Origin of the sequence: Pseudomonas sp. 382, from assembly GCF_002759075.1 — a bacterium.
Lineage (GTDB): Bacteria > Pseudomonadota > Gammaproteobacteria > Pseudomonadales > Pseudomonadaceae > Aquipseudomonas > Aquipseudomonas vlassakiae.
The window spans coordinates 1-25,598 of the sequence record NZ_PEMX01000028.1 but is presented as its reverse complement, the minus strand read 5'-3'; the positions used below and the strand labels follow the sequence as shown (position 1 = coordinate 25,598).

19 protein-coding genes, 3 tRNA genes and 1 pseudogene are annotated in these 25,598 nt (G+C 58.3%); 12 read left to right on the top strand and 11 right to left on the bottom strand.

Translation table 11 applies throughout. The features are described 5' to 3' along the window. Positions 1 to 566 precede the first annotated feature (566 nt). From CQW31_RS23710 to CQW31_RS23695, 4 genes are all read left to right on the top strand, one after another. Positions 567 to 642 (top strand) — tRNA-Gly (locus CQW31_RS23710). Positions 643 to 734: 92 nt separating this feature from the next. Then, positions 735 to 810: transfer RNA gene (locus CQW31_RS23705), tRNA-Glu, on the top strand. Positions 811 to 813: 3 nt separating this feature from the next. Continuing rightward, positions 814 to 889, top strand: a tRNA-Gly gene (locus CQW31_RS23700). Between the two features lie 226 nt (positions 890 to 1,115). Continuing rightward, a complete protein-coding gene (locus CQW31_RS23695) occupies positions 1,116 to 3,047 on the top strand; it encodes an integrase arm-type DNA-binding domain-containing protein (RefSeq protein WP_198346977.1) in 1,932 nt (643 codons plus the stop codon). A 105-nt stretch (positions 3,048 to 3,152) separates the two neighbouring features. Here CQW31_RS23695 and CQW31_RS23690 read toward each other — a convergent pair whose 3' ends face one another. The 4 genes from CQW31_RS23690 to CQW31_RS23680 all read right to left on the bottom strand — a co-directional run bounded on the left by CQW31_RS23690 (position 3,153) and on the right by CQW31_RS23680 (position 10,377). Next, positions 3,153 to 5,537, bottom strand: a complete 2,385-nt coding sequence (locus CQW31_RS23690; RefSeq protein WP_034021374.1) for a type I restriction endonuclease — start codon at positions 5,535 to 5,537, stop codon at positions 3,153 to 3,155. Between the two features lie 126 nt (positions 5,538 to 5,663). After that, a complete protein-coding gene (locus CQW31_RS31005) occupies positions 5,664 to 6,110 on the bottom strand; it encodes a hypothetical protein (protein WP_114260892.1) in 447 nt (148 codons plus the stop codon). 100 nt (positions 6,111 to 6,210) lie between these two features. After that, positions 6,211 to 6,723, bottom strand: coding sequence for a hypothetical protein (locus CQW31_RS31000; protein ID WP_114260891.1), 513 nt, complete (start codon positions 6,721 to 6,723; stop codon positions 6,211 to 6,213). Between the two features lie 498 nt (positions 6,724 to 7,221). Beyond that, positions 7,222 to 10,377, bottom strand: a complete 3,156-nt coding sequence (locus tag CQW31_RS23680) for a hypothetical protein (RefSeq protein ID WP_143524252.1) — start codon at positions 10,375 to 10,377, stop codon at positions 7,222 to 7,224. 87 nt (positions 10,378 to 10,464) lie between these two features. On the opposite strand from CQW31_RS23680, the gene CQW31_RS31490 reads away from it, so the two are divergent. Continuing rightward, the gene (locus CQW31_RS31490) at positions 10,465 to 11,049 is read left to right on the top strand and encodes an ATP-binding cassette domain-containing protein (RefSeq protein ID WP_198346975.1); all 585 of its coding nucleotides are present in this window, start codon (positions 10,465 to 10,467) and stop codon (positions 11,047 to 11,049) included. 567 nt (positions 11,050 to 11,616) lie between these two features. Here the strand turns inward: CQW31_RS31490 and CQW31_RS23670 are convergent. From CQW31_RS23670 to CQW31_RS23660, 3 genes are all read right to left on the bottom strand, one after another. Beyond that, positions 11,617 to 12,402: an SDR family oxidoreductase gene (locus CQW31_RS23670; protein ID WP_034021365.1), complete on the bottom strand. Its 786-nt coding sequence runs from the start codon at positions 12,400 to 12,402 to the stop codon at positions 11,617 to 11,619. Between the two features lie 96 nt (positions 12,403 to 12,498). Beyond that, a complete protein-coding gene (locus CQW31_RS23665; protein WP_060427634.1) occupies positions 12,499 to 13,404 on the bottom strand; it encodes a LysR family transcriptional regulator in 906 nt (301 codons plus the stop codon). Positions 13,405 to 13,638: 234 nt separating this feature from the next. After that, positions 13,639 to 15,099: an efflux transporter outer membrane subunit gene (locus tag CQW31_RS23660; protein WP_034021363.1), complete on the bottom strand. Its 1,461-nt coding sequence runs from the start codon at positions 15,097 to 15,099 to the stop codon at positions 13,639 to 13,641. 88 nt (positions 15,100 to 15,187) lie between these two features. Between CQW31_RS23660 and CQW31_RS23655 the strand changes: the two genes are divergently transcribed. The 4 genes and pseudogenes from CQW31_RS23655 to CQW31_RS23640 all read left to right on the top strand — a co-directional run bounded on the left by CQW31_RS23655 (position 15,188) and on the right by CQW31_RS23640 (position 19,264). Beyond that, positions 15,188 to 15,802 (top strand): TetR/AcrR family transcriptional regulator, encoded by a 615-nt coding sequence (locus tag CQW31_RS23655; protein WP_034021360.1) that lies wholly within the window; start codon positions 15,188 to 15,190, stop codon positions 15,800 to 15,802. 79 nt (positions 15,803 to 15,881) lie between these two features. Continuing rightward, complete coding sequence (locus CQW31_RS23650; protein WP_034021357.1) at positions 15,882 to 16,991, top strand: efflux RND transporter periplasmic adaptor subunit; 1,110 nt, start codon at positions 15,882 to 15,884, stop codon at positions 16,989 to 16,991. Then, a pseudogene (locus tag CQW31_RS23645) lies at positions 16,988 to 18,061 on the top strand (efflux RND transporter permease subunit); the annotation flags it as partial. The gene CQW31_RS23650 and the pseudogene CQW31_RS23645, both read left to right, overlap by 4 nt. A gap of 61 nt (positions 18,062 to 18,122) precedes the next feature. After that, a protein-coding gene (locus tag CQW31_RS23640; protein WP_087944428.1) for an IS3-like element ISStma9 family transposase occupies positions 18,123 to 19,264 on the top strand; the annotation gives its coding sequence in 2 pieces (ribosomal slippage) (positions 18,123 to 18,360 and positions 18,360 to 19,264; 1,143 coding nt in all). 26 nt (positions 19,265 to 19,290) lie between these two features. On the opposite strand, the gene CQW31_RS23635 is transcribed toward CQW31_RS23640, so the two are convergent. Next, complete coding sequence (locus tag CQW31_RS23635) at positions 19,291 to 19,866, bottom strand: hypothetical protein (protein ID WP_055646740.1); 576 nt, start codon at positions 19,864 to 19,866, stop codon at positions 19,291 to 19,293. Positions 19,867 to 19,912: 46 nt separating this feature from the next. After that, complete coding sequence (locus CQW31_RS23630) at positions 19,913 to 20,191, bottom strand: EF-hand domain-containing protein (RefSeq protein WP_034081111.1); 279 nt, start codon at positions 20,189 to 20,191, stop codon at positions 19,913 to 19,915. A gap of 162 nt (positions 20,192 to 20,353) precedes the next feature. Here CQW31_RS23630 and CQW31_RS23625 point away from each other — a divergent pair, with 162 nt between their 5' ends. Beyond that, positions 20,354 to 20,986, top strand: coding sequence for a TetR/AcrR family transcriptional regulator (locus tag CQW31_RS23625; RefSeq protein ID WP_099815552.1), 633 nt, complete (start codon positions 20,354 to 20,356; stop codon positions 20,984 to 20,986). A gap of 129 nt (positions 20,987 to 21,115) precedes the next feature. On the opposite strand, the gene CQW31_RS23620 is transcribed toward CQW31_RS23625, so the two are convergent. Together CQW31_RS23620 and CQW31_RS23615 are read right to left on the bottom strand one after the other, a co-directional pair. Then, positions 21,116 to 22,228, bottom strand: coding sequence for an FAD-dependent monooxygenase (locus CQW31_RS23620; protein WP_060427508.1), 1,113 nt, complete (start codon positions 22,226 to 22,228; stop codon positions 21,116 to 21,118). Between the two features lie 3 nt (positions 22,229 to 22,231). Further along, complete coding sequence (locus tag CQW31_RS23615) at positions 22,232 to 22,864, bottom strand: FMN-dependent NADH-azoreductase (protein ID WP_034021348.1); 633 nt, start codon at positions 22,862 to 22,864, stop codon at positions 22,232 to 22,234. An 84-nt stretch (positions 22,865 to 22,948) separates the two neighbouring features. On the opposite strand from CQW31_RS23615, the gene CQW31_RS23610 reads away from it, so the two are divergent. Then, positions 22,949 to 23,356: a helix-turn-helix domain-containing protein gene (locus CQW31_RS23610; RefSeq protein WP_060427511.1), complete on the top strand. Its 408-nt coding sequence runs from the start codon at positions 22,949 to 22,951 to the stop codon at positions 23,354 to 23,356. Positions 23,357 to 23,992: 636 nt separating this feature from the next. Then, positions 23,993 to 25,362, top strand: a protein-coding gene (locus CQW31_RS23600) for an IS3 family transposase (protein WP_099815557.1) whose coding sequence is annotated in 2 segments (ribosomal slippage) — positions 23,993 to 24,481 and positions 24,484 to 25,362 — 1,368 coding nt in all. Because the reading frame shifts where the segments join, the coding sequence is not laid out codon by codon here. The last annotated feature ends 236 nt before the right edge of the window (positions 25,363 to 25,598 follow it).

The window sequence follows — 25,598 nt, the reverse complement described above, 5'->3', positions numbered from 1 at the left end:
AAGGGGCCGCAATCGTCGTCGAATGTCCAGCCGGACGCAGCAAACCCGCGTCTGTCATGCTTGCCCCGTCATCCTGATATATCGACAAAGAATCGTGTGCGGAAACGCGGTGGCCAGCGTGCGCGTTCTTTCAAAGGAGCTTGAGCAGAAGGTCCTTGTGAGTTGTGGTGCAGGCGTTCCCAGCATCCGACCTGTGCCATCACCAGAACCATCTGCCTGATCGTCTTCACGATGATGGATGCGGGGCAGACAACCGGGCGTGGATGATGAGTTCGAGGCAGTCGCCTACGACGATGTACCGATCGTGGGTCTGGTGTACTGAGTGCAGCTCTTTGGACGTCTGTGGAACTCTTTGGACGAATTTGTTGCCGAGGACGAAAAACAAGGCTACAATTGAGGTCTTCGCTGGCCAGTCCAACGAAGAAAGTGTTTGGGAAACAACGACTTACTGTCCTAGTACACGTCTCGTTTCCCGCTCCAGTTTGAATACTGTGGCGTTCGCACGGTGCAGTGGTGGTGAGGGTCTTCAGGGCGCCTCACGCCGATTAGCAGTAAAGTTTCAAATTGCGGGAATAGCTCAGTTGGTAGAGCACGACCTTGCCAAGGTCGGGGTCGCGAGTTCGAGTCTCGTTTCCCGCTCCAGATTCTCCGGCAACGCTTGACGGCGGGGCAGGAAATAGAAATCCAGTCTGAATCGTGAGGTTCAGGTGCTGGTGCACTGAAAAGTGTTGTGTGTCCCCTTCGTCTAGTGGCCTAGGACACCGCCCTTTCACGGCGGTAACAGGGGTTCGAGTCCCCTAGGGGACGCCAAATGCGGGAATAGCTCAGTTGGTAGAGCACGACCTTGCCAAGGTCGGGGTCGCGAGTTCGAGTCTCGTTTCCCGCTCCAATTTATGATCTACAGACTTCCACTGACGTCTGTAAGTCGTTGAAAACAGGGGCTTCGGCCCCTTTTTTCATTCCAGGGCCGTCCACTGAAATCCACCGACAGCCAGCGTTTTTAAGGCCAGAATTGAGGCCAAAGAATGCGGGTGGATCCAGGATCGGATTGTTGCTGGGCCAGGAGTGGAGCCGTGACGAGCATTGAGCCTAAGTCTCAACTTAGGAGCTCGATGATGGCACTCTCTGATCTGATCGTTCGCCAGGCCAAGACCACTGGCAAACTCTACAACCTCCCCGATCTTGATGGCCTCGGCCTGGTGGTCTCACCGGTCGGCGGCAAGTCGTGGCACTTCCGTTACTACTGGCTCGGCAAGCAAAAGCGCATCTCTCTGGGTAATTACCCAGAGATCGGCTTGCGCGATGCCCGCATCCTGCGAGACGAAGCCAGAGCCCTGCTGGCCAAGGGCATCAACCCTCACACCGATCGCAAGCAGAAGCGGCACGCTATCCAGCTTGCGGCCGAGCACACCTTCAAGGCGGTCTTCGATGCCTGGGTGGAGCATCGCCGCAAGGAGCTCAAGGAAGGTCGCCAAAGCACGCTCTCGCAGATCCTGCGGATATTTGACCGTGATGTGCTGCCCAGCCTGGGCAAGATGTCGATTTTCGACATCCGCCGCCCCCAACTCTTGGGCGTGCTGGCAAAGATCGAAGAACGAAAGGCCTTCACCACCGCGGAAAAGGTTCGCACCTGGTTCCGGCAGATGTTCCGCTACGCCCTGGTAATCGCCGAGGGGATGGAAGTCAATCCGGCTTCGGATCTTGATGTCGTCGCGGCCCCCAAGCCGCCGACTGCTCACAACCCCTATTTGCGCCTGCATGAATTGCCCGACATGCTTCTCAAGCTGCGCGAATACCGTCGGCGGGGGCTGCAGACGCAGCTCGGCATCCGCCTGCTGTTCCTCACCGGCGTACGCACTGGAGAACTGCGCTTGGCGACCCCCGATCAGTTCGACCTGGACCGTGGTCTGTGGATCATCCCTCCAGAGTTCGTCAAGCAATTGCAGGATGAGATGCGCAAGGCGGGCAAGCGCCCGCAGGATGTCCCGCCCTATGTGGTTCCTCTGTCCCTGCAGGCCATTGAGGTCGTGCGGTACCTTTTCGGTGAAATGAAGCCGGCCCAGCGCTATCTTCTGGCGCACCGCAGCGAGCTCAAGAAGCGCATCAGCGAAAACACGCTCAACAGTGCTCTGCGCCGGATGGGCTACGAAGACCAACTGACCGGCCATGGCATCCGTGGCACGTTGTCGACTGCGCTCAACGAGGTTGGCTATCCCAAGATCTGGGTGGATGCCCAGCTGTCCCATTCCGATCCCAACAAGGTCAGCTCTGCGTACAACCATGCCAAGTACGTTGAGCCACGGCGCCGGATGATGCAGGACTGGGCCGACCGGCTGGATCTCTTGGAGCAGGGACACGTGGAGGCTGCGAGCGCGCATCTGACGATTCACATTGAAGGTGTGCCGGCGATGGCTGACGACGAGAAGATTGCCGAGGCTGCGATCGCGTCGGCCGTCAGCGGTGTGCCGTCCGCGGGTAGCGTGCCTATTGTTGTCAGCCCAGGGAGTCAGGGATTTGCATTCCAGCGCCTATCTCCAGTGCCGGTCGTGCAGGCCCCGGTGCCGCAGGAGCCGGAGGTGTCGGAGATCCAGCGCGAGCGCGAGGAAATGCTGGCGGTCTACGAGGCGCAGAGCAGCTTGCCCGTGCCACTGTTCGCCAAGCTGGCGGGCAAGTCCAAGGATCAGGTCAACCGCGAAGTGAAGGCCGGTAAGCTGCTGTCCATCAGTATTGGCAATCGCGGACAGCGCGTGCCCGACTGGCAATTGGTGCCGCTCAAGCTCAAGCTTACGCAGGTAATGCTGAAGCGGCTCCCTCACGTAGAAGCGTGGGAGCTGTATCACCTGCTGACGAAGCCTCACCAGGGGCTGGATGATCGGGCTGCCGTGGATGTTGTGACGCCGACCAACTTGGATAAGGTCGTGCAGGCGCTGCTGGGCCCTCAACGGCCGGCACCGGCGACTGCTACCGAATCATCTGGGTTCTCCGAGCCCATTCGTGAAAGCGTGAGGCGCCTGGTCGATAGTGCTGTCGCGCTGGAGGCTGTCTAGCGTTGTGCGAAGGGCGGCAACGCAGCGCCGCCCTTCGCCAAGAGTCGTCAACACCCAGTTCAACTTGCTCGGCTATGCGCCGCTCAGAAGGAGCACCACACTGGGTTAGCCTTGTGATGGCGGTTCTTCCGCATCACCTATGGCCTCCCGCAGTTTTGGACGAATCACGCCTTTGAGTTGAGCCTTCGCCCATTCGCTTCTCGCGTGAGTCTCGAAGCTGGCCAGAACCCACAGCGCGACATGGACCCGGGAGAGCAAAGCAACTGAGCCGGAACTGGCCGCAGTCGCGACCCAACTGTCTGCCTGATCCTCGGTCGCGGAAAGATAGTCGAGTATGCCGAGCGTGACGGGCTCTATGACCCCGGCGTCCGAATGCACGATTGATGTGCCATCGGGCATGTCCAGCGTCGGAAGCATGCGCAGCGATTGCGGCCCCCGATTTCCACGTAGAGGCACAGGGCACGTCCCAATCTGCAGCAGCAGGTTCGGGTCTTCTCTAGTGGCCCCATGTTCCCCGACCACCTCGAACGGCGTTGACGCAACGTGAGACAGGATCAGCCATGGGTGGATGTTCTTGTAGGTGACCTGTTCCTCATCGCCGAGGTCGATTTCGTGCTGCTCCCCATCGATGATGACCACGCCTTTGCCATCGGACTGGAACTCAATGTCCACCATGGCGCCATCGGGTAGCACCATCGCGTAGTGGCCGCCCGCGTCGAGCACTTCGCGCTCGGGAGGCATCTTCACCAGGGTGTTGATAAGGCCGACAGGCAGGCCGTTCGGACGTTTGGAGGCATCCACAATGGCTTGCGCTGCCACCACCTCGCCAAGCGGAAGATTACTTGCGGCGCCGGCGATCCAGGCAGCGGTCTCATGCAGATCTTCTTTCGAGCGTTTCACGACTTCATCGGCCAGCGCGTGCGCCATCTCGCTGGCCAGCAGCTCCGGCAGCCGAACCAGAACCGTCGCACCTGCTATATCGTGCATGCCAGGACGAACGAAACCATGACCGATCAGCCATTGCAGATCATCGGGCTCAAGTTCCCCTTTGACCGCAGAGCGTCGGATGAGGCCCATCTCCAATTGCTGGAGCACGATTTCTGGCGGCCGTGTTGTGTCCTGCGCATCCGCAATCATCGAGCGCGCCAGGCCCCTGAACCTGCGCCGCAGTTCGTGGTCGTGTGCGAAGCGCTCGCGAACGAGCGTCAACAGCCGCGGCCCGAGCAATGATGGCAGTGAAAGCGCCTGCGTTTCGGGCTTGCCCTTGAGCGCAGCATGACCAGAGGCACTGATCGCTCGCAGCACCCACGGCTCCCGGTACTCGGGCGCCATGTCGGCTCCATTCATCAAGTACAGACGGCGCTGCCCCAAAAGAGCTCGAGCAAGTTTGAATTCGCCGTCGCGCAAGTGTCCAACACTCACGACCTTGGATCGGCGTCCCAACGGTGAGAGCGAAAGCTGGTTTGGAGTTTTGAGTACGCTCTGCGCTACACCGTCGTCCATAGCGACCACCACTGCCAGGGAGGAGCCAAACGCATTGGATGAGAGATCTTCGATTTCCCGCACGGATGCAGCGTCTGCTGCACGCAGACCGTCAAATGCCAGGACGAGCCGCACGCCATCGTGATTTGAGATGCGGATGAGCCAGTCTCGCGCCTCTTGAGGCGATACGGGCCAGCTCAGCGATCGCGAGATTGAGTCGGCCAAGGTTTGTAGCACGCCACCGCCAACGCCCGCCTCGACGTACAGGGTGGCGAGGGTGTCGCTCTGCTCCGTCCGAGCGCATAGTTCGCGTAGCACATTGCTCTTGCCGGCGAGAGGAGGGCCTTGCAGCACCAGTAGCTTTTCCCCCGCAACCAGGTTTCGCCACAACTGGTGGGTGGCAGCGCGTGGGGTGAGGAAGTCAGCGGCGAACGGCAACGCAGGCTCATCCCAGGACGCAGTGAGCTCTTCGATCGTCTCGGTTGACACGAGGCGAACGGCTTGCATCCAAACATTCGGTGCGGTACCCATAAGGGTATCGATAGCATGCCGAATGTCTACACCGGCGACGCGGCTTGCTTGCGTAATGAGGTCTTTGAATGCGTCTTCTGTCGCAGTCGCCGGCTTCCATGGATTCCCTGTGGAGGTTTCTAGGATCCTGACATCAGTACCGTTCGTGACCACTACTATCGGCGCCGGAGGCTGCACTAGCCGCGCATACGAAAGACCTTGCGCTCCATCATCAGCGGTCAGCTTGATGCGGGGTCTCTTCAGCTCCATGACGGCCAGGGGCTTGCCATCTTTCTCAAGCAGGATGTCAAGTCGAGCATCGGCGCGAGATTTCCCATTCTCGACCAACAGGGTCTGCCGTCCGAATTTAAAGCTGAACTTGATTTGGTGTTTGATAGCACCGTCCGGCAGCCAAGGAAACGCCATTTTGATCGCTGCTCGGACGCGAGCTTCCAGATCGGCTTCTGTCTCTGTCGTTGTAGTCCGGTTGCTCGACATATCTCATTCCAAATCATCAACATTTCCATTGCAGTAGCAATGATGGGGGAACTTTCTGCCTTTGGATGCCGCTAGCGCATCGCTTTAGAGCGCCCTGTCGTCGCGCAAGGGGTTCTCGGCCCCGCGTCAGAAGTGCGTCGGATTTGCATGCATAGAAGGATTGGACACCATAATAGCCTGAGAGATTTTTGTCTCATCAGCTCGGTCAATTAGACATGCTTCGACTTGCTGCTCCAGGTCATCAAGCGCATCCATGAATAGATAATCCAAGCCCGGGGTGTCTCTCGAAACGTCGAGGACGCGCAAGTACGCATAGATTTCGTCGCTACAACGAGCAAGGTCGAGATTCACATCCTTTCGCGTAGGCGTTTTATTCTGTGTTGGCGTTTTAAGATGATCTTCTACTTCACTCTTTGTCACATGGCTCGATTGCTGATCACCTCTAGTCAATGTCCCCTGAGCGCACGCGCCGCCACACTGTATGAGCAGGGCTATGCCAAGGAACAGTCCCAGTCCTGAGCATTTTGCATAGCGCGTGCGACTTTTCTTGAAATTAGTGGGTGTTAGTGGCATGGGCGAATCCACGGAAATTATTGACCCCGAATCGAAGGGGAAAGGCATCTATCACCGCGATTCGGGGGTAAGTAGGGTGGCTATAACTAAACAGCTTGAGCTAGCAAGACACCACGGAACCGCTAGCGTCGTGACAAGTCCCACTGCGAGTGACACCATCTTTCGTAATAGATGTCTGTCCGCTATACGTCTTTCCGTCGGCGGCGGTCGCGGTTCCCTGATGCGTGAAGCCCTGTCCGTTCTGCCAGGTGCTGTTTCCATTGAATGTCCCGCCCTGTGCAGTTTGCCCATTTCGCTGGCGTGAGTAGCCCGCGTCATTGCCATTGATATAGCTGCTGCCCGAGCTCTGGCTATAGCCACCGAATGCGTTGCCTGCATAGGAACTGCCATTTCTGGTGGCATTGCCCGTTCCATCGGTGATGGTCTCATGGCGCCGGTCGTAGCCTCGGTTGTATCCAGCCCCGGCCTGGGCCGCATGAGTAGTAATCCCTCCAGAAGAATTTTGCTGAACTATGCGGCCCCTTCCAGCCCATTGGGCCGAAGCGTTGGCGGATAGCAGCAGGGCAAAGCCTGCGATTGCAGTGAAGGAAATTGAGCGGAAGCGAATGTTCATGAATCATCCTCGATGTCGGGCGTCACGCCCGGAAAAGCCCATGGCATCTGCGCCAAGATGGCTATCGCATTAGATCATTGACTGACGAGTAAGTCAATGAATGGATGATGACTGATCCGAGCGCGAGGTCGTGGCGTCAAGCCCCCCTCTGCTGAGGTCTGCTTTAGTGCTCTACAAGTTCGTGGGCCCGTGCCATCGGCGTATGCCGCAGCTGATGCGACCTACAGCACTCTGATGACTTCGGCCTCACCGATGCGCTGCCGTTGCAGTCCGAGCGCATCAGGTTGCGGTCATGTGAGCGCCAGAGTGCCACTGACGTCGTTGGGCCAGGCGAACTTGCCGCCGTGTAGCCGGCGCACTGCCGGCTACACGGCGATGCCGTCGTGCACGGCACCTTCATGCGATTGGCTCGGTGGTTGGGTCAATCCGGCCAGAAGAACGTCAGGCCAGCGTTGTTGTCGTACGGATTGAAGTTGAATTCCGGTCAGGCCGTGCCCTTCACCCTGTTGACATAGAGGCCATCGAACTAGTCGGTGAGATCCAGATTGACGACGCCGCTGACGCGACGTTCGGATTGGTTCCGCCGCCCGAACCGTCGAAGCCGTCCTTGAAGATCGTATCGCCGCCACCGACCGTCAGCTCCACAGGAACCGCAATGAGGCGATTGCTCGCATCGTTGCTGTGGACGCAGAGGTGGGCATCGTAGACGCCGTGCGTCAGGCTGGTCGCGTTGAACGTGACGGTCGTCGCGGTCGAGGCACCACCTGCGGTCGTGCCGCTGGCCGGAGCCACCGACAACCACGGCACATCTTCCGGAGCGGCGCAGCCACGGGACGGAACGGCGATCGAGAATGCCGAGATTTCGGTGCCGTTCGGGAACGGAGCGACTTCAGTGGCGAGGCCGGTCGACGTATCCAGCGTGTACATGACGCCCAGGGCGTTCCCGTCGTAGCCCGCGTACCACAGCACGCCGGTGGACGGATCGAAGTCGATGTCCTGCGCGTAGTTCGCGTTGAACCCGATCGGGCCGATCGCCTGGAAGGCGCCGCTGGTCTTGTCGATCGCGAGCAACTGATCGCCCGTGATGTCGAGGCCGTACATGTTGCCCGCCTGGTCGAATGCCGCACTGACCAGGAAGACGCCGTCCGACTCGCCGACCTGCGTGAACGCGCCGGTGGTGAGATCGACCGTGTACAGGTACGTCGTCGGGCCGGAGCGATCCGTGCAGAGGCCGTACATCGTGCTGGTCGACGCATCCCAGCGCAGCGCGCTACAACCAAAGCCGGTGCCTGGATCCGGATTGATGACGGTAACCGCGCCGGTGGTCGTGTCGATCGACGCGAAGCCGCCGGTGCTGTAGCCGATCAGGTATTCCTTGCTGAAATCGTTGTTCGCGAACGAGCCGCCGTAGTAGTCGCCGCCAATCGGGCCGATGGTGGTGAACGGATCGGGAGCCGCCGCATCGAACGAGTCGTAGTTGCCGCCGCCGTCGCCGTAGGACGGAACCTGGGCGATACCCGCCGGATGCGGACCGATGTGCGTGAACAGCGGCTTGCCGTCCTTGCCGCGCAGAACCGGTGCCCGCTTGCCGGACAGCTTCTGGTGCTGTTCCTCAGTCAATGCCCGTGCGTGGTAGGGCGTGGTCGGGAAGTGCGCGCGCACGTTGCCGGTGCTCGGGACTTCGTCGATGGTCCAGTTCAGGTCGCGGTTGCCGGTGTTGCCGATCGTCAGCGAGGCGGTTGAGGTGCCGCCAGCGTCGACGATCGCGCTGAGCGTGCCCGGATTGACCGAGATGACCGGTGCGCCGACATCGAGCGTTGCGCTCGCCGTTGCGGTGAACAGGTTGTTGATGACGCTCGGCGACCATGCGATCGACTGGCCGTCATGCAGCGAAGCGGTCATGAACGAATACTGGTTGGCGATCGACGCGTTCTGCTGGACGCCGACGGTGGCGCAGAGGCCCCCGTCGCAGACGGCCGGGTCGGTACCATTGAACGCGCCGTTCGCGGTGTACTCCACGTCGTTGTATTCGAACGAGAAGTTGCCCGTCGCTTCGTTGATGATGACTTCGAACGTCGCGCTGTCGGTGTTGTCCGGTGCGCCATCGTAATGCAACTGCGCGTCGTACTCGATGACGAACTGGCGGTTCGGCGTGGTGCCGAGCGTGGCGTAGTAGACCTGTCCCGGGTTGGACGTGTAGAAGTCGTCCCACAGCGGAATCAGCGACGGCAGCGCGTTCAAGTCGTCCATTGCGCCCGGCAACGCGGTGTTGAAGTACGTGATCCTAGACCCCGGCGAACCCACGTTGACCGCGCCGTTGTTGCCGATCGTCAGCACGTTCGATGTCGTGCCGTAGAACGGGAACGAGAACGGCATGGTGACGTCGGTGTGGCCGTCGTCGGACAGGTTCAGCGGCGTGCCCGTTGCCGAGATGTCGACGAAGTTGGACGCGCCGGTGTCGTCGTAGCCGTAGCCCAGCGTGCCGTCCTGCGACGTCCAGGTCGTCGTCACGGTGCCGTTGTTGGACGGTCCCGCGGTGACGTTGCGGTTGAACTGGATGCTGCCGCCATCGGACAGGTCTTCACGCGTCAGCGAGAACAGCGTGCCGCCGAGCGTGTCGGTGAGCATCTGGTAGCTGAGGTCGACACCGGTATGGTTGGTGACTGTGTAGCAGAAGTTGACCTGGTCACCGACGACGACGCTGAGGTTCGTCGAGGTGCCGCACTGCGCAGGATCGCCGTTGTCGAGCGCGAGCGTCAGAGAGAGTTCGAGGTCCGAACCGCCGCCGCCCGTGGTGCCGAGAACCTGGAATCCGAAATCACGGCCGGCAAAGGCGGTGACGCAGGTTCCGAGCGAGGTCCAATCGGGGCAGGCCGTATCCGTGGGGTAGAAGCCGCCGGGATTGCGCCAGGCGCCTTCGGCCCCGGTCGCGGTCGTGGTCTGCAGCCAGTAGAACGGCCAGTTTGTGTCGCCGACGCCGTTGATGAAGGCGACGGAGACCCAGTAGGTGCCGGCGTCGAGATCGCACGGCGTGTTCAGCGTGAGGCCGGCCAGCGTCGTGTGGGAGTCGTACATGCTCGGGTTGTTCGTCGACGCGAGCGACGTACAGACCGGCGTCGCGCCAGGCAGTCCGCCGTCATCCGGGTAGACGTAGACGTCTGCAGATTCGGTGACTTCCGTCGAGTAGAAGTTGAACGACAGGATACCGAAACCGGTGACGGTCCAGCCGCCGACACCGACGACGAAATCGTCTGCGGCATCCGCGCTGGGAGTCGTGAGTTCACTGCAGCTGCTGGACGCGCAACCGCAGCGGTTGGTCGTGCAGTTGATTGCCGGAGTTCCGTTCGAAGTCAGCGAAGCTGTCTGATCGTAGAGTACGGTGCCTGTGCCGCGATTGCTGTGAGCGATGCCGTGGTTGGCGAGCGAGATGCGGCCTCCCGCCGAGTGGCGCATCTGCGAATAGTTGCTTGCGGTTTTTTCCGATTGTGGGTGTCGGTGAATCTGTGCGATTTTTGCTTTAGAGCCGCCGGTCTGTGGTCCATAGTGAGTCTTGGCCGCATTGGCGTTGTTGGCGTTCGAGTCTGAGGCAGCGAGTGCCATCAGAACTGCGGCGGAGAGTAAAGAGAGCTTGCTGTAGATCCTGCTTTCGATCATGTGATCCCCATGGGGAGGCTGGCGCACGAGCGCCCGCGGAACATAGCAACCGTCGCAACGCAGTGGAAATAACTTTTCAGGAAGGGAATGTTCACGCGTCAAACTGCACGTTGTTCACAGGGGTGTGATACCGAAACAAACGGCGCTGCCAAGGGCGGAAACGCGGTATATCGCGGACGGGACCGGCGCCCGATCTTGGCGCAAAGTGCTCCATCGGCGACGCGGCACGCTCTGCGGTTACGGTCGCTCGACCATGAGCTAACCGCTCGTCCAGCTCGGCTGTGCCAACGCTTTGCGCAACGGATCAAGCAGATCGCCATAGAGCGCGCAGCGCGCCGTATTGCGCCGCATGGGCTCGCGCACTTGGTTCGCGCTCGCCGTGCGCACGCTCCGAACGGCTTCGTGGGAGCGCCGGGCGGCCGCGACTTGTCCGCATTGCCGGCGCGTAAACGTGGTTTCGGCATCGTGTTCCAGTCGTATTCGCTATTTCCCAACATGACGGTGGCCGAAAACGTCGGCTACGGCCTGCGCATACGTGGCGAAAGCCGCGACCGCATCGCCGCGCGGGTGACGGAACTGCTGGCGCTGATCAAGCTGCCCGACTACGCGCATCGCTATCCGCACCAACTGTCCGGCGGCCAACAACAACGCCCAGCAGCGCCTCGTAGCTGAAATCGTGCATGTGATGCGGGTAGCACGCATTCCAGAAGCGCCTCAAGCGGTCGTAGTCGCGCAAGAACGCGGCCATGTCCTGCAAGTCATAGCTGTAGCCATGGCCATCGCTGTCAAGACGCGTAGCACTATCGGAAGCCGTCATCGGAAGAGGATTGCCCAGAAGGAAAGGATCGCCCGGCACAGCGGACGGTTAGCTTAGCCAACGGCCGCGCGGGCGGCGGAAACTCAGGTCCCTTCCTCGTGCTTTCTCGTCACGGTGCGCGCGTTCGCGCACGCGGGCCAAACCTGTGCACGCCGCGTCGCTCGCGCGTCTGTCACCTCTGTACTTGTGAACATTTCTAAACGGTGCGCGGCGCGAGTTCGGCAGAGTAGTGTCCGAGCCCGCCGGATTGCCGGAACGCGCGAGGGGACCAACCATGCCCCGGCACAAAAGACGCAGCAGCGACAACGTGGTCAAGGACGGATGAGGGGATGTCCCGAGGTCGAACTTCAGTTTGCATCGGTAGATCTGGTTGGGCTTAGCTTGCATGCGCCTCCAGCTAAGTCGTATTCGATCTTTGCAGGTTATCTCCCCATTACTGCAGACATGATGGACTGGTGCAGCCAGCGCGGAGTAGCCCAGGTCAAAGCCGTGATAGCCTTGTTGCTAAATCCCGGAACCACACTCATGCGGCCTGCTTGTAATGCTCGGATCCCGGCACGAACAACGGGCTGGGGATCCATCATGATCATCTTTAGTGCCGGGGTAAGTGTTTGCTTCGCGCGCTCAGCAAACCCAGTGTCCGACATGCCCGGGCAAAGCGCCGTTACGATCACCCCGTCGCTCTTTAGTTCGCGATGAAGCGCTTCTGAAATTCTCAGCACGTAGGCTTTGGCAGCGGAGTAGACGGCAAAGTTTTTGACGCCCTGATAGGAAAGTAGGCTAGCAACCATCAAAATGCTTCCTGTTTTCCTGGACCGCATGTCTCTTCCGAAGAGGTACGTCATCGCTGTTAGGCTAGCAATATCAAGATCGATCATTGCTAATGAATAGTCCAAAGGCTGATCCAGGAAGGAGCCATTTAATCCATGGCCTGCATTGTTGATCAACACATCGACCACAATGCTACGCTCACGAAGACGCTGATGGAGGTCTGTGACCTCGTAAATCGAGGATAGATCTACTTGCTCTACGATCACGTCAACCTTCGCGGTTTCGCGCAACTCTTCAGCGAGTGATTCGAGTTTACTCAGGGTGCGTGCTACCAGAACGAGCGACCGACCCTGTGCCGCATATTGTTTGGCGAACTCAGCTCCGAACCCACTTGATGCCCCGGTCACAAGTACCCAAGATTTACTTTCTGATGTCATGTGGTAGCTCTCCAATCATTCTTGAATTCGCTTGTAAGTGCACGCTGCTTCCTTTGGCTGGTTAATTGTTGAACTATAAATATTCAACCTCGGAGATCAGAGTTCTTCGCCGCAACTTCTAGACGCCAAATCGCGTGCGCGAGCAATGAAGCGATCTAAGGGTTCTGATATAGGTGAATCCCGACGCAGTAAGTATGTAGCGAGGGTCGCATCAGGCCAGTCTAGAGGTCGAAGCACAACGTCGGGATGACGACACATTACGCCCTGAGCGGCCGGTACGAGTCCTAGCCCATATCCTGCGGCCACCAGTGTCAGAAAGAGATCCAGAGAGCTAACGCGCTGAGCGATCACGGGATCTTTGTCCAGCGTCCTTAATAAACGATCAATCTGTCTCGTCTTACCCTCGAAGATCTTCGGATGGCATGCTATGAGGGGATAACGACCAACCTCGGTCAACGGGATCTTTTTGTGAATCAACACTGGATGTCGAGATGGGACGGCCACCATTAACGCATCCTTCCCGAGTAGTTCAGGAACGATGTCGTCGCCGACCTCGTCGGAACGCGCGAGACCTACATCACAATCACCCACTCGCAAGCTATGCAATAGCTCGGACAGCGGCATCTCAGTCAGCAGGATACCCACCTCGGGTTCTTCCTCGCGGCATCGCGCGAGAAGCGTGGGCAGCCATAGGTCGATTGCTCCATCTGAAATAGCGATACGGAGTGTGCTGCTATGCCCGCTTGCGACCGCTCTGACGTTTTCACGTGCAACTTCGAGATTGGCGAAAAGCCTTCGGGCATCTTGCAATAAAGCTGTACCTGCAGGCAGCAGGCGTGTCCCTCTGCGATTTCGTTCGAAGAGTTGCACCCCTAATTCGAGCTCTAATTCCTGGATTGCTCGCGACAAGGGCGATTGTTCGATATGCAAACGATAGGCAGCCCGAGAGAAATTGAGTTCTTCGGCAACGGCGATAAAGTAGCGCAGGTGGCGAAGGTCCATTTCCTTATGTTCCGGAGACTGGCGTAGAAAATTCAGCCGGGCGTTCCTGCGCCCCTGGCCGCACCTGTCGTACGCCATGGCGCGACGGATATGTCGACGCTGTGTCAACCCCGAAGGCAATGCAGCGCAATGTGCTTGGAGCATGGCTTGCAGGAGGCTCAGCATGGTCGGTACTCCAATATGGAGTCGATTCATCGGGCGCAATGGAAGTGGCTGTACTTTCCCGGCCTTTCCTCATTGAATCGCCACAGACTCGGAGCCAGGTGCCTGCCAACCACCGCCGAGTGATTTAAAGGCCGCGATCACTGCCTGAGCAGACTCCGTCTGCGCCTGCGCCCTGGCGTCAGAAGTCTGTAGAAGAGTGCCGTCAGCCTGGAGGACATCGATCAGACTGGCTGTGCCCTTCTGGTAAGCGATGAACGAAGATTGGCGTGCTTGGGTCAGAGAAGCTTCGCCGCGAGCAAGTGTGGCCGTCTGAATTTCTCGGTTGACGAGGGACGAGAATGCATTCTCAACATCTTCGGTCGCACGTAATACTGATTGGCGGTAAGCCGCCAAGGCTTCAGCTTCCTGGCCTTTGGCTTGATCAATCTGTGCGTTAATACGACCGAAGTCAAAGAGCCTCCAGCGCAAGCCCAGCACGGCTGACGACTGGCTGGCGCCATTGGAGAGCAGGTTGCCGCTAGAAATAGATGTTGCACTACCCAGCAGGGCGTTGAGGGAGAACTTTGGGTAATACTCGGAGATCGCAACACCGATGCGCGCGTTGGACGCAGCAAGGCGGCGTTCGGCCACGATGAGGTCCGGTCTGCGGCGTAGCAGATCAGCGGGCGTTCCAGCGGAGCTGATCTGCGGAGCCCTCGGAATTTCACCAATAGCTGCCAGTTCTGTGCGATGAGTACCCGGAGGTGTGCCCAGCATCACATCCAGGGCGTTCATTGCGGCATCCAGGCCGGTCTGGAGTACGGGGATAGTCGCCTGGACTTGTGCGAGCGAACCGTCGGTCTGTCGAACCTGATACTCCGCAGCCAATCCTTTGCTGTGCAAGAGCTGGACTTTTTCCAGGAGATCCTGTTGAGTCTTGACCTGTCGGTTCGCAATGTCCAGCCGGGTCTGCAGTCCGCGGATGGTGACGTAGATGTCGGCGGTTTGTGCGGCGACCGCCAGTCGCGTAGCGGCTGCTCCGGCCTCCGAGGCCTGGTACTCGGCGAGAGCGGCTTGGCGACCGCGGCGCAGTCCCCCGAATATGTCCAGTTCCCAGCTTGCGCCTAGGTTGGCCTCGTACGAGTTCCCGTATCGGTCAAAGTCCGGGGTAGTGTTGAGCACCTGCCCGAGCGGGGTTTCAATGGATTGATAAGCACGTCCAGCCTGGCCATTGATACTGGCTGAAGGCAATAATGCGGCTGTGGCGGCGCCGAGTCCGGCGCGCGCCTGGCTGACTCTGGCCGACGCTTGTGCAAGATCAAGGTTCTGCGCAAGCGCCCGGGCGACGAAATGACTCAGCATGGGATCTCCAAAGCTTTCCCACCAAACGGCAAGGTCGGCGGGTGTCGCCGCAGCGCGCCGCTCAACTGCCGGCTGAGCCACGTATCCCGCCGAGAGCGGAGCGTCTGGGCGGTGGTAGTCCGGACCAACCGCACAACCTGTCATGAGGCTGGCGCTCATAACTAGGGCAAGAGAGCGTGGGGAGAACATGAAGAGTCCTAGATTCAAGTGTCAAGGTGACTATATTACAGAAAGGTCACTAGTTGTCAATCCGGGCTCATGGAGCTAAGCTAGAAAAATGACTGAAAACAGCAATACATCCCACTCGCGTGGGCCTTCGGAGCACAGCGTCCGCGATCAGATCGTGGACGCTGCGACAGAGCATTTCGGTCACTATGGTTACGAGAAAACCACCGTGTCTGATTTGGCCAAGGCCATTGGCTTCTCCAAGGCGTACATCTATAAATTTTTCGATTCCAAGCAGGCGATCGGAGAGGTGATCTGCTCGAATCGGCTCGCTACCATCATGCAGGTCGTCGACTCGGTGATTGCCGACTCTCCTACGGCCTCAGAGCGGCTAAGGCGGCTTTTTGTGGCGTTGATCGAAACGGGTAGCGATCTGTTCTTTCGTGATCGCAAGCTCTACGACATCGCTGCTGTTGCTGCGCGGGATCAGTGGCCTGCGGTATACGAGCTCGAAGCGCACATGCGCCAGGTGATCCAGAACATCCTTTTGGAGGGGCGCGAGTCCGGCGAGTTTGAGCGTAAAACTCCGCTGGATGAGGCGGCAAATGCCATCTATCTAGTGATGCGGCCTTACGTCAATCCTGTGCAACTCCAGTACAACCTTGAAATGGCGCCAGTGTCGGCCGTCCAGCTATCAGCGCTCATCTTGAGGAGTCTGTCGCCATAGACTGTGCGTGACTATTGACAATATTGGTCACTAGTCGGAAGATGTGGTTCCTGTTCTGTTAATCCAAGTAAGGGAACCCATGCTTCGGCTACGACCTGCCTCCATTGCCGTTTGCTTGCTGCCTCTCGTCCTGACGGCGTGTGGCAAGTCCTCCACGGCCGATGATCCCCGCACTCACTCTCCGCTGGTGAGATCAGCGCCGGTCTCCAGTTCTTCAGGGTCCACCCGTTCCTTCACTGGCACCGTCGCCGCTCGCGTTCAGAGCGACTTAGGCTTTCGAGTCTCGGGAAAAGTGCTTGAGCGCCTGGTCGATACTGGTCAGGCCGTTAAGCGCGGTCAGCCATTAATGCGCCTTGACCCGATCGACCTTGAGTTGCAGGCGCGCGCGCAGCAAGAGGCAGTGACGGCGGCTCGGGCACGAGCCAAGCAGACCACGGACGACGAGGCGCGCTATCGCGATTTGGTCGCCGCAGGCGCTGTTTCAGCTTCTGCCTATGACCAGATCAAGGCGGCTGCCGACTCGGCCAAGGCTCAGCTAAGCGCTGCGATAGCGCAAGGCGATGTTGCCCGCAATGCCTCCGGCTATGCCGTTCTGTTGGCAGATGCTGACGGAGTGGTGATGGATACGCTGGCTGAGCCCGGGCAGGTCGTCAGTCCCGGGCAGCCGGTTGTTCGGCTGGCGCGGGCAGGCCAGCGAGAGGTTGTCGTTCATCTGCCTGAGACGCTGCGGCCGGCCTCAGGATCGACAGCACAGGCGACGCTTTATGGCAGTGGCACAAGCGCTGTACCCGCCAAGTTGAGGCAGCTTTCGAACTCTGCCGATCCTCTGACGCGTACCTTTGAGGCGCGGTATGTTCTTGATGGTGCGTTGGCTAGCGCGCCGCTCGGTGCAACCGTTGCCCTACAGATCGCGGAGGGAGCGGCGAACAAACAGGTGCTGCAGGTGCCAATCGCTGCTGTCTACGACCCAGGAAAAGGAACAGGCGTTTGGGTCATTGCGGGCACACCCACGAAAGTGACTTGGCGTCCGGTTGAAGTTCTGAGTCTCGCCGATGATTCCGCACGCGTGTCCGGTGATCTCAAGGTTGGCGAGCAGATTGTGGCGTTGGGAGCGCACTTGCTGCAGGACGGTGAGCAGGTTCGACTGGCCTCGCAGAGTGACGTCAGTGCGGCCGGGAGTCGTCCATGAGCGAGGGGCGTTTCAACTTCTCGGCGCTCGCTGTGCGCGAGCGCTCTATCACCCTATTCCTGATCTTCCTCATCGGCGCAGCCGGCATCCTGGCGTTCTTCGGGCTGGGTCGTGCGGAGGATCCGCCGTTCACAGTCAAGCAAATGACGGTCATTACTGCTTGGCCTGGTGCTACAGCGCAGGAAATGCAGGATCAGGTGGCTGAGCCGCTCGAAAAGCGCATGCAGGAACTGAAGTGGTATGACCGAACGGAAACCTATACCCGGCCGGGTATGGCTTTTACCGTAGTGTCGCTGGCCGATAGAACGCCGCCATCGGAAGTCCAGGAAGAGTTCTACCAGGCGCGCAAGAAGCTCGATGATGAATCGCGAAAATTGCCAGCGGGTGTAATCGGGCCGATGGTGAACGACGAATTTTCGGATGTCACTTTCGCGCTCTTTGCGCTCAAAGCCAAAGGTGAGCCGCAGCGGTTGCTGGTGCGAGATGCAGAGGCGTTGCGCCAGCGCCTATTGCATGTGCCGGGAGTGAAGAAGGTCAACATCATCGGTGAGCAGGCTGAACGGATCTTTGTGTCCTTCTCTCACGATCGCCTCGCAACGCTCGGGGTATCTCCGCAAGACATCTTCTCCGCCCTGAACAACCAGAACGTCCTTACGTCTGCTGGATCGATTGAGACGAAGGGGCCGCAGGTTTTCCTGCGTCTGGACGGTGCATTCGACAAGCTGGAGAAGATCCGAAATACGCCGATTGTGGTGCAGGGGCGTACGCTCAAGCTATCAGATATTGCAACGGTAGAACGCGGCTATGAAGACCCGGCGACTTTCCTGATTCGTAACAACGGTGAAGAGGCCCTTCTGCTCGACGTCGTGATGCGCGAAGGGTGGAATGGACTGGATCTAGGCAAGGCACTCGACGCCGAGACGGCCAAGATCAACGAGAACATGCCGTTGGGTATGGCTCTTGTGAAGGTTACCGATCAGTCTGTGAACATCGCATCGGCTGTCGATGAATTCATGGTCAAATTTTTCGTCGCGCTGCTTGTTGTGATGGTTGTTTGCTTCGTCAGCATGAATCGCCCAGGGTTCCGTAGACACCTCGCAGCCATAAACTATGGCTTAGGCGGAGGTGGTTATGAGCACGAAGCGGTACACCGATGAGTTCAAGATCGAGGCGGTCCGACAGATCGTTGAGTACGGCCGTCCGGTAGCGGAGGTTGCCGAGCGACTGGGCGTGTCGATCCATAGTCTTTACGGCTGGAAGCGGCAACAAGGCAAAGGCGATGTTGGCCGGCGTGTCGAGCAGGACCAGAACGCGGAAGTGCGCCGCCTCAAGGCTGAGCTACGCAGAGTCACTGAAGAGCGAGACATCCTAAAAAAAGCCGCCGCGTACTTTGCAAAGGGGTAAGAGCAAAGTACGCCTTCATGAAGCAACACGCAGATGAGTTCGGCCTCGCGGCGATGTGTCGGATGCTTGGCGTCCATCGCAGTGGCTACTACGCCTGGCTAAAAGAGCCGGCAAGCGCTCGCGACAAGGACGATCAGCGGTTGCTCGGCCTAATCAAGCACAGCTGGCTGGAAAGCGGCTCTGTGTATGGCCACCGCAAAGTGACCACAGATCTGCGCGAGCTTGGCGAGACGTGTAGTCGTCATCGCGTGGCACGCTTGATGAAGAGCGAGGGGCTGCGGGCAATGGTCGGCTACGGTCGGCGACCACGCCCATTGAGCGGCCCTGTTGGATCAGTCGCCAAGAACGTTCTGGCTCGCGGCTTCAAAGTCAGTGAGCCAAATCGCGCGTGGGTCACGGACATCACCTACATCCGCACGTACGACGGCTTCCTGTACTTGGCGGTAGTGCTTGATCTGTTTTCGCGTCAGGTCGTTGGATGGGCAACCCGACCAACTCAACATACGGACCTGGTTTTGCAGGCGCTATTGGCCGCAGTGTGGCGGCGCAAGCCAAGCCCCGGGCTTCTGCTTCACTCCGACCAGGGAACCCAGTTCACCAGCGAAGACTGGCAGAGCTTCCTGCGCGAGCACGACATCGTGTGCAGCATGAGTCGACGAGGAAACTGCCATGACAACGCAGCGATGGAGAGCTTCTTCCAGCTACTGAAGCGGGAGCGTATTAAGCGGAGGATCTACAGCAATCACGACGAGGCACGGGCCGACGTCTTCCAGTACATCGAGATGTTCTACAACCCAAAACGGCGGCACAGTTCCAACGACGGGCTGTCCCCGGTAGAGTTCGAGAAGCAGTACGCACTAAACGGCTGACGACTGTCTACAAAATCCTGGGCGATTCAGTAGGTCGCAAGCGCACGCTTCTTGGGCACATCGATGAGTAGCTTGCCTTCAACTTTGTACTGCCTACCGTCGGGTGCGATCATCGGCCGGCTTTGCTGCAACGCAATGCCCGTTGCATCCAAGATCGGGTTTCCGTCACTACCCACGATTGAATGGGCTGCATCGAGTTGAACCTGGGCGCCTGGATAGAAATCGGCAATGGGGGTCACTACGTTGTTGCCCACCATCGGCCGAACGAATCCAGCGATGACGAGCAACAACGCAAGACAGGCCAATATGATCTTCAGCGTGCGAATTCCCGCTGTTTTCGTACGTACTGCATCAGTCGAGAAGCGAGCGTAGAAGTACAGCGTTGTCCAGAAGAGCGGGAATCCAGCGGCAAGTACATAAACGGTACGAGATGGCGTAAAAAATGCCATCGCCATGAATGCCATGCTCAATAGATTGAATACACCCAACCAAACGGGAAGGTGGTTCCATATCTCACGGAAAAGGTACCGCACCCCGGAATAGGAGTTGCTGACATTTTCCGATGGCGGCGGCTTTAGTCCATTCCATGTTATGAGGCTCATGATCTTCAGGCTCTTGATTGGAGAAGATGTTGCGGGGATCTGAGGATCACTGGCCTTGAGATTGCGCCATGAACGTCTTGAGTTGATCCAGCGTCACGTAACCTTTTCCATCTGTATCTATCTCAGCGAAATGCTGGGCCACGCGAGGCATGCCCTTAGTGGCCTCTTCCTTTGTCAACTTTCCGTCGTGGTTGGCGTCGGCCTGCTGGAACCTGCTTTCCAGTACGTTTGCCATGCGGCCACGCATGGCGCCGCCGCCCATCTGAGGTTGGGCGGCGGCCATGCCGGAGACAACCAGCAGTCCAATAGTGATCAGTGTGCGCATCGAAATTTCTCCATGTTCCAAGTGGTTGGGGCGTCTCCCGCAGACGCAGCGGCGGTTCCGTTGCATCGAGAGGACAGCCTCATTGTGCCATTGACTTACTGGACAGTCAATGAACGAATGCGCTAGACTGTAACATCACTCATAGACACACGGGACTCCTTCATGCCGACAGAAAAACCACAAGGAATTCGGGCCCAGAAGAAGGCAGAGCGTCCAGGCGAGATCCTGCGGGAGGCGTTCGCCGAATTCGTCGACAAGGGTTTCATCGCCGCACGAGTCGAGGACATCGCCAAGCGCATTGGTGTCACCAAGGGTACGGTGTACTTCTATTTCGAGACCAAAGAGCGGTTGTTCGAGGAGGTCATGGCAAGCGTTTCGGCAGCCATAGCGAGCGATATTGCATCCATTCCGCTCGATACGCGGGGAACCTATGTCGACCAGTTGAAGAATTTCATTCTTTCCGTCTATGGCATGTTGGCCAAGCACCCGGAAGGTCGCGAAATGGTTCGACTTCTCATTGCTGAGGCGCCCCGCTTCCCGGAGTTGACTGAAAAGCATCACGATCATTTCATTGGCCCGGGCGTGGCCGCTATCAAACGAATTGTCACCAATGGCATCGCTGCAGGTGAGTTCACTGATTCGGCGTTGGCTGACTTTCCGCAGTTAGTGATGAGCCCTATCCTGGTGTTGACCTTTGGGCAGTTGCGTTTTGCAGGGCGTAGGCCCATTGACCCAAGAAAGTTCATCGAAGCCCACCTTGAGTTGGTGATCAACGGATTACGGGTGAGGTGTTGATGTTCTACTGCAGCGCTGCGGCTGCGAGTCGATACATGAAAAACAATGCCAGCGAGGTCCCTAAAAATGTGAAACGAGTAGCCCAAAGCAAGGTCGTGCTCAGCGTGGCATCCATATTTTTATTTCCACCTACCGTCCTACCAGCTGCAGCGCGAAGTTGCGCAGTTGGATGCCAGCTCTGGTTCTGGGGACCATGAACCGCCCTGTCATTCCCATGCGGCGGATATAGGGATCTACACGTGAACGATGTTGGGCCTCATACAGTGCCAGGGCTGTAGTGGGGGCGCCGCGATTTCTATCCAGTGCGTCGGCCAGCGTCTCCGCGCCCAGCATCGCCAGGCTAGACCCGTTGCCGAATAGCGAAGCGCATGACGCGGCATCGCCCAGGAGTGCGACTCTTCGGTCTCGCCAACGGGGCAGGCTCACGCGACATACTGCGTCGAAGTAGACATCCTCGGTATCTGCATAAGCTTTGAGCAGCTCCTCGGTTCTCCACCGTCCACCGGCATAGCAGTCCTGCAGCAGCATGCGCTGCGCATCGACATCGGTGTGTCCTACCCTTGCTCCACTGCGGAACAGGAACATCGCTAATGCAGACCCTAGGGCAGGGTGTACGACGAGTGCACGATCTGGCTCGTTATAGATGAGTACGCGGGTGGGATCGTTGGCTATTTCGGTTGTGTGGACGCTGGCGACATAGAGGCCCAACGCTTGAATATGACGCTCGTTGCCATCAAGTGCGAGCGCGCGCACGGAAGAATGAAGACCATCGCAGCCAATCAATAGATCGACGTGCTGGTCTATGCCTCTGGCAGACGTTACGTTTACGCCGGTTTCATCTTGGTCGATTCGGACTATTGTGTCGGCAAATCGGACCTCCACGTCGTCTGGCAATGCGTTCAGTAGAGCTGTTGCTAGATCGGCGCGCGGCACTTCTACTTCACGGCTGCTGCCTGGGGCTCGACTGTTGATTTCGGCGCGCGTTCGTCCTCGCGCATCAATAAAGGCAAATCGCTCCACGCGAGTAGCGACTGCGCGCAAGCTTGGAACGATTCCTAGCCGTTCTGCCGTGGCGAATGCTTCGCCGCGCACATCTACAGGATTCCCGCTAGTGCGCATGCACGGCGACCGCTCAACTAGAGTTACTTTCATGCCCATCCGAGCGAGCAGGACGGCCAACGTCGTTCCGGCGATGCCCGCCCCTTGAATCAGGATTTTCAGCTGCTTGACGTAACTTGCCATGGATTAAGCTGCGGCCAGTTTGCTGACGGCGGCGTCAATATGAGCGTGTGCCTGTTCGAGGCCAATGGCGCGCTGATCGGTACCCAGTTGTAGGCCTTCGGCGACGATCACATCCGGCGCATGGATACCGATGAAAGAGAGAATGGCTAATAGATAGCGGCTCGCGTATTCAAAGGCAGCACTTGGCGCTGAGGGCTCAAAAACACCGCCGCGGGTCAAGGCGATGATCACTCGTTTGTCGCCCATCAGTCCTTGCGCTCGACCATCCTTATAGTGGAAAGTCTGGCCGGGTATGACAATCCGATCGATCCAGGCCTTGAGCTGGCTCGGGATCGTGAAGTTGTACATCGGAGCTCCGATGACGATTACATCACTCTGCAGGAACTCTTCTAGCGCTTCCTGGCTCGCGATCCGCTCTTCGTCGTCCACCTCATGGGTCCGCTCTTTTATGGAGAGAGGATGTGCCTGCGGTAGATGTGCCAGCGTAAGGTGCGGCAAAGGCGACCCAGCCAGGTCTCGCGCAAGGACCTCTAGATCAGGTACTGCAGAGCGTAGCTGCTCGACAATCGCCGTTGTCAAGATCCGGCTCGCCGAGGACTCCCCTTGTATGCTCGAATCGATTCGTAGTAGTTTCATTTTGTAGGTCCCATAAAGTGACCTAGCCAATTTATGTGACTACTGTTAGTCTCGCAAGAACGCAAATGAATAGGACCTAGTCACATGGATTTGACCGTGCTCGGCACACATAGTCCTGAAGATTGCGGGCGGGTTAGCCGTGTTTTGGCACGCGTGGGTGACAAATGGAGCGTGCTGATCGTGATCTTGCTACGTACGGGACCTCGCCGTTTCAATGACATCAAACGCAACGTTTCAGGGATATCACAACAGATGCTAACGAGGGTCTTGCGTGGCCTGGAGCGCGACGGGATGCTGACCCGAACCGTTTACCCGACAGTCCCCCCCCAGGTCGAGTACGCTTTGACCGCGCTCGGGCAATCACTTGGGGAGCCAGTCCTGGCCTTGGGGCTGTGGGCGCAGCGACACATCGATAGCATCGAGGCGGCCCAAGCAGCGTTTGACGATAAGCAGCGTGATGCTCAGCCGCGTATGACAAGCCAAGCCACCTAACGTGGCCTATTGGCTAGCGGTTATCTCCAAAGCATCGGACGCAGCTTCCAAGGCCAGAGACGTATTCGGGGAGCGGCTTTTCTATCGCGTGAACAAGGCTCTGGGCGCGCCAACGATCAGCAACGAGGCGGGAGCTTCATTGTGATGTGGGGAGCGGAGTCAACAGGCAAACCTGATGTTCCCCTATCGGAGCGGCATGGGCTTGGACATGCACGGGACGTGTCAGTAGTGCGTTCTTTAGTGTCCCTGCTGTATTCCGCCTCTATAGCTTCACCGGTCGTCTCCCAAGAAGGAACAGCATCACTGCAATCAGGCAAACGACAGACTGAATGCCGCCTAGCGTGGTGACTGGTGTGGCATTGAGAGTGGATCCCAGCCAGGTCGTCAGTGCTGCCGCACTCATGGTTAGAAAGCCCAGCAATGCGGAGGCCAGCCCTGCTTCCCGACCAAACGGCCCCATTGCGATGGCAGTACCCAGAGGGTTAGCCAACCCCATGCCCCAGAGGTACATGATCACAGCCGGCACATACGTATGCGTCCGGCAATCCCGTCTTGAATCGCTAGTGGCGGCTTGGTAGCTTCGTGTCCACTTAATTTTGAACTGACCCCAAAAAGTTGGACTTATTCGAGACCAACTTGAAGAAATACACAGAGCAGCAAAAACTGGAAGCCGTCGAGACTTACCGGTCTGGCGACCTGGGGCTCCGTGCGACTGCGGCACGCCACGGCGTCGATGTCGCATCACTTCGCAAATGGGTTGCCGCGTTTGAAGCCATTGGCATCGCTGGCATTCAGCGGAAGCGGCGACAGACGTACGACGTAGAATTCAAGCTTGAGGTCCTGCGCAAGATCAAGTCGGACGATCTGTCCTATCGGCAAGCAGGAGCCCTGTTCAACGTCCGCCGCTTCGACTCCATCGCTGCGTGGGAGCGCGCATATGAAAAATATGGCATGACAGGCCTGATGTCCAAGAAACGTCCGCATCCCCCACGAGAAGTGCTAGCTACGACCCCTGCGAGTGGGCCAGACTGTACGGAACAAGAAACGCCGAGCCGCCAGGAATTGTTGGATGAGCTGGAAGCTCTTCGCACGGAGAACGCTTACCTAAAAAAATTGAAGGCCTTAGTTCAAGCTCAACCAAAATCAGCGCCAGGCAGCGAGCGCAAATTGTGATTGAACTAAGGCCTCAGTTCCCTCTCGCAGCGCTCCTCCGTACCGCAGGCCTAGCGCGGAGCACGTTCTACTACCAGCAGGCAGCCTTGCAGGTCGTTGACAAGTATGCGACCGTCAAACACCAGATCAAGGCGATCTACGAGCAACACAAGGGCCGATATGGCTATCGGCGCATCACTGAGGCCCTGCGTAGGCAAGGCCGCGTGGTCAACCACAAAACCGTGCAGCGGCTCATGGGAGATCTGCAGTTGAAGTCGCTCGTCCGCGTGAAGAAGTACCGGTCTTACCGCGGGCAAGTGGGGCAAGTCGCGCCGAATCTAATCGACAGAGACTTTGGTGCGACACGCCCAAACGAGAAGTGGGTGACCGACGTTACCGAGTTCAAGGTCGATGGGCAGAAACTCTACCTGTCGTCGGTCATGGACTTGTTCAACGGTGAGATCGTGGCGTACACGACCGCTCGGCGCCCGCTCTTTAAGATGATCGGCACGATGCTGAACAGGGCGTTCTCTCGTCTAGGTCCAGATGAGCGCCCAGTTCTGCATTCTGACCAAGGCTGGCAATATCAGATGGACAAGTACCGTCAACGCCTCAATGATCGTGCGATCACGCAAAGCATGTCCCGTAAGGGAAATTGTCTGGACAATGCTGCAATGGAGAGCTTCTTCGGGACGCTAAAATCGGAGTACTTTTACCTCAACAAGTTCACCAGCCTGGATGATCTGGAGATCGGCCTCAGGGGCTATATCCGCTACTACAATCAAGACCGGATCCGGCTGAAGTTGAACGGCCTGAGCCCCATCGAATATCGCCAGCGCTACGACACCAATTAGCCACCAACTGTCCAACTTTCGGGGGTCAGTTCAATTTAAGTGGACACCATTTCTAGCTTTTTAAGCCGCTGGGCAAACCTATTTTCCCGAGGGCGTGGCGCGGCCGGGTTGGTATCAGCCAACGGACAGAGGTGTTGAGCGCAGGCTGGGAGAAAGACTCGCTTGGCTGCGTTCGCTCGATGATGAGACGCCGCCAGAGGCGGACGCCTGATCGGTCCATCCGAAACCGGCTCATC

Coding starts and splice junctions, on each gene's coding strand:
- CQW31_RS23695 (WP_198346977.1), top strand. CDS start 1,116: ATGGCACTCTCTGATCTGATCGTTCGCCAGGCCAAGACCACTGGCAAA.
- CQW31_RS23690 (WP_034021374.1), bottom strand. CDS start 5,537: ATGTCGAGCAACCGGACTACAACGACAGAGACAGAAGCCGATCTGGAA.
- CQW31_RS31005 (WP_114260892.1), bottom strand. CDS start 6,110: ATGCCACTAACACCCACTAATTTCAAGAAAAGTCGCACGCGCTATGCA.
- CQW31_RS31000 (WP_114260891.1), bottom strand. CDS start 6,723: ATGAACATTCGCTTCCGCTCAATTTCCTTCACTGCAATCGCAGGCTTT.
- CQW31_RS23680 (WP_143524252.1), bottom strand. CDS start 10,377: ATGATCGAAAGCAGGATCTACAGCAAGCTCTCTTTACTCTCCGCCGCA.
- CQW31_RS31490 (WP_198346975.1), top strand. CDS start 10,465: ATGTTCACGCGTCAAACTGCACGTTGTTCACAGGGGTGTGATACCGAA.
- CQW31_RS23670 (WP_034021365.1), bottom strand. CDS start 12,402: ATGACATCAGAAAGTAAATCTTGGGTACTTGTGACCGGGGCATCAAGT.
- CQW31_RS23665 (WP_060427634.1), bottom strand. CDS start 13,404: ATGGACCTTCGCCACCTGCGCTACTTTATCGCCGTTGCCGAAGAACTC.
- CQW31_RS23660 (WP_034021363.1), bottom strand. CDS start 15,099: ATGTTCTCCCCACGCTCTCTTGCCCTAGTTATGAGCGCCAGCCTCATG.
- CQW31_RS23655 (WP_034021360.1), top strand. CDS start 15,188: ATGACTGAAAACAGCAATACATCCCACTCGCGTGGGCCTTCGGAGCAC.
- CQW31_RS23650 (WP_034021357.1), top strand. CDS start 15,882: ATGCTTCGGCTACGACCTGCCTCCATTGCCGTTTGCTTGCTGCCTCTC.
- CQW31_RS23635 (WP_055646740.1), bottom strand. CDS start 19,866: ATGAGCCTCATAACATGGAATGGACTAAAGCCGCCGCCATCGGAAAAT.
- CQW31_RS23630 (WP_034081111.1), bottom strand. CDS start 20,191: ATGCGCACACTGATCACTATTGGACTGCTGGTTGTCTCCGGCATGGCC.
- CQW31_RS23625 (WP_099815552.1), top strand. CDS start 20,354: ATGCCGACAGAAAAACCACAAGGAATTCGGGCCCAGAAGAAGGCAGAG.
- CQW31_RS23620 (WP_060427508.1), bottom strand. CDS start 22,228: ATGGCAAGTTACGTCAAGCAGCTGAAAATCCTGATTCAAGGGGCGGGC.
- CQW31_RS23615 (WP_034021348.1), bottom strand. CDS start 22,864: ATGAAACTACTACGAATCGATTCGAGCATACAAGGGGAGTCCTCGGCG.
- CQW31_RS23610 (WP_060427511.1), top strand. CDS start 22,949: ATGGATTTGACCGTGCTCGGCACACATAGTCCTGAAGATTGCGGGCGG.